This window comes from Paraburkholderia sp. BL25I1N1 (assembly GCF_003002025.1).
Taxonomy (GTDB): Bacteria; Pseudomonadota; Gammaproteobacteria; order Burkholderiales; family Burkholderiaceae; genus Paraburkholderia.
On record NZ_PVZB01000065.1, the window covers coordinates 1 to 3978 of the forward strand.

Genomic DNA, 3978 nt, shown 5'->3' on the forward strand with positions numbered 1-3978 from the left:
GTTCCTGTTCTTCTTTGTCACGGTTGCTTCGGTCATAGGACGTTATTTCCGTTATCGTCTCATGACCTCGGCACACAGAAAATCTGACAGGCTCCGTGACCGAGCACATAACCGATGCGCTGTCGATTGAACAGCTTGCCAGCGCTGTGTCCGTCAGCCGCCGTACCTTCTCGCGCCTGTTCGCGAAGTATGCGAAGGTGACGCCGTCGGCGTTTGTCGAACAGGTTCGCGTCGACACCGCGAGGAAACTGCTCGAAGAGACCGATGCCCCTCTGAAGACCGTGGCGTTCAATTGTGGTTTTCACAGCGCCACGCATATGCGAGCCACTTTCTTCCGACGCCTCAACGTGACGCCCAGACAGTATCGCCAACGATTCCGTGGTACGGTCGCCAGGCAGCAGCGGGTAGCGAGCGACGTGAAAGAGCAGGTCGAAACAGTGGAACTGGAACTGGTCGACTAGATCGCGGATCCACGCAGGTTTGTTGCCGCCCGACGCCTCGAATGTGCTCTATGTAATGAACAGACTTACACCCTCCGTGACTCGCGCCCATCTGCATCAATCTCTTCCTGATCTCCTTGAGCCGGGTTTATCCGTTGTATTTTGCGGTATCAATCCCGGCGTGCAAGCGGCGTCGACCGGCCGTCATTTTGCCGGCCGAGGCAATCGGTTCTGGCGGACCATTCATCTCGCGGGTTTCACGCCCGAACAGATCGGGCCCGACGACGACTACACGCTTCTCCAGCACGGTTGTGGTCTCACCACGGTGGTCTCGCGTCCGACCGCGCGAGCGGACCAGCTGTCCTCATGGGAATTCAAGGCGACCGCGACGGAGTTCGAGCGGAAGATTGAAGGCTATGCGCCGCAATGCGTGGCCTTCCTCGGCAAGATGGCGCTCAGCGCAATGTCGGGCAGCCGCGACATCGAGTGGGGGCCGCAGCCCACTGCATTCGGCGGCGCGCGCGCGTGGGTGCTGCCCAATCCCAGCGGCCTGAACCGGACATTCAGCCTCGATGCGCTGGTGACTGCCTACCGCGAACTTCGTCTTGCCGTCGCGCCGGCAGGGTCGGTCAGGTCGGCTTGAACGACTCGCAGTATCGGCGAGCCCGCATAAAAAGACTCGCGCGCCCGGCACACCCGATTACACCGAACGCAAATTTTCAGAAGTCCGATTCACGGTCATCGCGGTCTCCATGTGTTGTTGAAGATGCACGTTTCTGCGCAGGGTCTCGGTCACGAACTCCACGAAGGCCCGAATCTTACCGCTCGCGCCGCGCCGCTCCACATGCAGCAAGTTGACAGGCGTCGACTCGGGTTCGAATGCCGTCAAGACCGGCAGCAACGTTCCATTGAGTACCTCGGGCGCCGCCTGGTAGGAAAACAGTTGCGTTATTCCCACCCGATCGACGGCGGCCATCACGGCCGCCGGCGCCAGATTGACGGTCATTCGCGGCTGAACCCGGACCGATAGCCGCGAGCCGTTTTCGTAAAACGTCCATTCCAGCGGATTCGTCACGCCCGTCAGGGACACGCAGTGGTGATCCGCAAGCTCCCTCGGATGAACCGGTTCGCCATGCGCCGCGAGATAAGCCGGAGCCGCGTAGGTTCGACGTCGTACAAAACCCAGCGGAATGGCATAGATCGACGAATCGCCCAGGTGGCCGATGCGGATGGCGACATCCACGCCCTCCTCGAGAAGTCGCGTGGTGCGATCGACATACACCGCGTTGATGCTCACGTCCGGATAACGCTGGGCGTACGCATCGATTAACGGGGCGATAAAGCGCTGGCCGAACAGCACCGGCGCGGAAATAGTCAGTGTGCCCACCGGGTTGTCCTGACACGCCGCGACATCGGCTTCCGCGTCCGTGACGGCATCCAACACCTTGCGGCAGGCATCGAGGTACGACATACCCGCCTCGGTCGGCCTGACCGAACGGGTTGTTCGCGCAAGCAGTTGCGCACCCAAACGGGCTTCGAGCGACGTGAGCGCCCGCGACACCGCGGGGGCGGACATGCCAAGTTTGTCCGCCGCGCTGGTAAAACTGCCTCCGTCGACGATGGCTACGAACACCTCCATCTCACGTAATCTGTCCATCCTGATTCCAACTTCAATGTGTTTGCAGCTTGCCGCTAAACCTGCGCCCTCGTTATAGGGACGTCGCGTCATCGGACGCCAGGGAGATGCCGCGATATTAAGCGCCATGCCTTGCATGGAGACGCGCTCTTTGTGTGGTTGGCACGAAGAAGACCACAAATGGCCCAATTTCGAACTCTTTAAACCAGCAAACGAAAACGGCCTTTGCGATATTCCTTCCCGCTGGCATTGGCTTTGTTGAGCAAACGGAAAGTGACTGTTTCCGGATCGGCGCGGCGCCTGGTTATCCATGACAGCCTGGCAGAATTCGCGCATGGAATGGCCCAATACGCGGCCTGCTGGCGCTTCAAGAAACCCTCTGCTTCTCCGACAATCAGCTCACCCGTCGCGCGACAGTCACATGGTGATGAATCGACTGCATCGCTGCGATTCCATGTCCTGCCACACGGCCAGGCGTCCTCAATCAGACCAAGGAATCCATGTTTTCTGCAATGCTCGAAGTCAATCCGTTATCCGAACAATTCGACGCCTATCTCGGCATGGCCAGGATGCTGCGCCCGGAACTCGATGCGATCGATGGTTTCGTCGACAATACCCGCTACGCGAGCCTGACACGCCAGGGATGGCTGCTCTCGCTATCGAGCTGGCGCGATGAGAAGTCGCTGGTTCGCTGGCGAGTGACGACGAACCATCACAAGGTGCAGCAGGCGGCGCGCGACCGCGTGTTTGCCGACTATCGGCTGCGCATTGGCCAGACCGTCGCGGATACGTGCGTGCCGGCCGGGCAGACATTGGTCGAGCAACGCCTCGATGCAACCGAAACGGGACTTGGCAAGGCGGTCACGCTACTCGACGCGCAACACGCGCCGGACTGGGTCAAGCAGGCGGGTGCGGAGGCGGTTGCCCAAGCGCTCGGACTTGATACGAAGGCGCCCGGCCTCGTCGCCTGGGACGCTTTCGACGCGCTGATAACGCCGGGCGACGTCATTGCGGTAGCGACGTGGGACGACCTTGCGGCCGCTGAAGCCTTCGAGCGCAATACGACGCTGCCGAAGTCCGTGCGCTTGCGGCACATTCGCGTTGTCCGGGAGTACGGAATGTTCGATCGCCGCGAAGCGCCTCAATACTTCGCAGAGGTGCAGCCCAAGGCATGAGCCAGACGTAGGGCAATACCGGCATCTCGTCACGATGCAACTGCTCGCGCTGCCCCGGGCTGATGAAATCTGTTCCGTCTAGAGCAGATTCATCAACTCGGGGTGAGTGTGTTGTCCCGGTCTTTTCAGCGACGCTGACATTGGCCAGATTTGCGCATCAAATGGCCTGATACGCGACCTGTATCGGCTGTTAGAAAGCCGGGCCTCCTCCTAGAATTCATAAACCCAATGCGCGGCAGCAATGCTTTGCGAGCGCCGGGCGCAACACGGAGATTTCCTCACGACATGCCGCAATGAACACTGGTAGCCGGACCCTTATGAACATCGCCAACCCACCGATAACTGGAGCAGGAGAAACGAAGCTCGCGCCATCGTCGACGCCGGCCTCGGCAACTCCAGTACAGCAAGCGCCGACCCATGCGACATTGCCCCTACGCCTCGCCATCGGCCTGCTCGGCATGTTGCTGGCGTCTCTGCTGGCGATACTGAACGAACAGGTCACCGCGGTGGCGCTCGCGGATATTCGCGGCGCGTTCTCCATCGGACGGGACGACGGAACCTGGCTAACCACCCTGTTCGAAGCGACCAACGTCGCCACCATGGTATTCGCGCCGTGGTTCGGCGTGACGTTTACGCTCAGGCGCTTCACGATCGGCGCCGTGCTCGCCGTGATGGTCCCTGGATTGCTCTGCCCGTTTGCACCGAACCTGCTGACGCTCTATGTATT

General features: G+C 60.5%; 3 protein-coding genes and 2 pseudogenes. 4 read left to right on the top strand and 1 reads right to left on the bottom strand.

The window, feature by feature from the left end; genetic code table 11:
- Window positions 1–95: 95 nt before the first annotated feature.
- Both B0G73_RS39790 and mug read left to right on the top strand, forming a co-directional pair.
- Window positions 96–461, top strand: a pseudogene (locus B0G73_RS39790) (helix-turn-helix domain-containing protein); the annotation flags it as partial.
- Between the two features lie 55 nt (window positions 462–516).
- Window positions 517–1083, top strand: a complete 567-nt coding sequence (gene mug / locus B0G73_RS39795) for a G/U mismatch-specific DNA glycosylase (protein ID WP_106286482.1) — start codon at window positions 517–519, stop codon at window positions 1081–1083.
- A gap of 57 nt (window positions 1084–1140) precedes the next feature.
- Here the strand turns inward: mug and B0G73_RS39800 are convergent, their stop codons facing one another.
- Complete coding sequence (locus B0G73_RS39800; protein ID WP_106286480.1) at window positions 1141–2097, bottom strand: LysR family transcriptional regulator; 957 nt, start codon at window positions 2095–2097, stop codon at window positions 1141–1143.
- Window positions 2098–2576: 479 nt separating this feature from the next.
- Between B0G73_RS39800 and B0G73_RS39805 the strand changes: the two genes are divergently transcribed.
- Window positions 2577–3251 (top strand): antibiotic biosynthesis monooxygenase, encoded by a 675-nt coding sequence (locus B0G73_RS39805; RefSeq protein ID WP_106286481.1) that lies wholly within the window; start codon window positions 2577–2579, stop codon window positions 3249–3251.
- A 317-nt stretch (window positions 3252–3568) separates the two neighbouring features.
- A pseudogene (locus tag B0G73_RS39810) lies at window positions 3569–3978 on the top strand (EmrB/QacA family drug resistance transporter); the annotation flags it as partial.

What these genes read in the sequence shown, in the direction of transcription:
- mug (WP_106286482.1), top strand. Translation starts at nt 517, where the DNA reads ATGAACAGACTTACACCCTCCGTGACTCGCGCCCATCTGCATCAATCT.
- B0G73_RS39800 (WP_106286480.1), bottom strand. Translation starts at nt 2,097, where the DNA reads ATGGACAGATTACGTGAGATGGAGGTGTTCGTAGCCATCGTCGACGGA.
- B0G73_RS39805 (WP_106286481.1), top strand. Translation starts at nt 2,577, where the DNA reads ATGTTTTCTGCAATGCTCGAAGTCAATCCGTTATCCGAACAATTCGAC.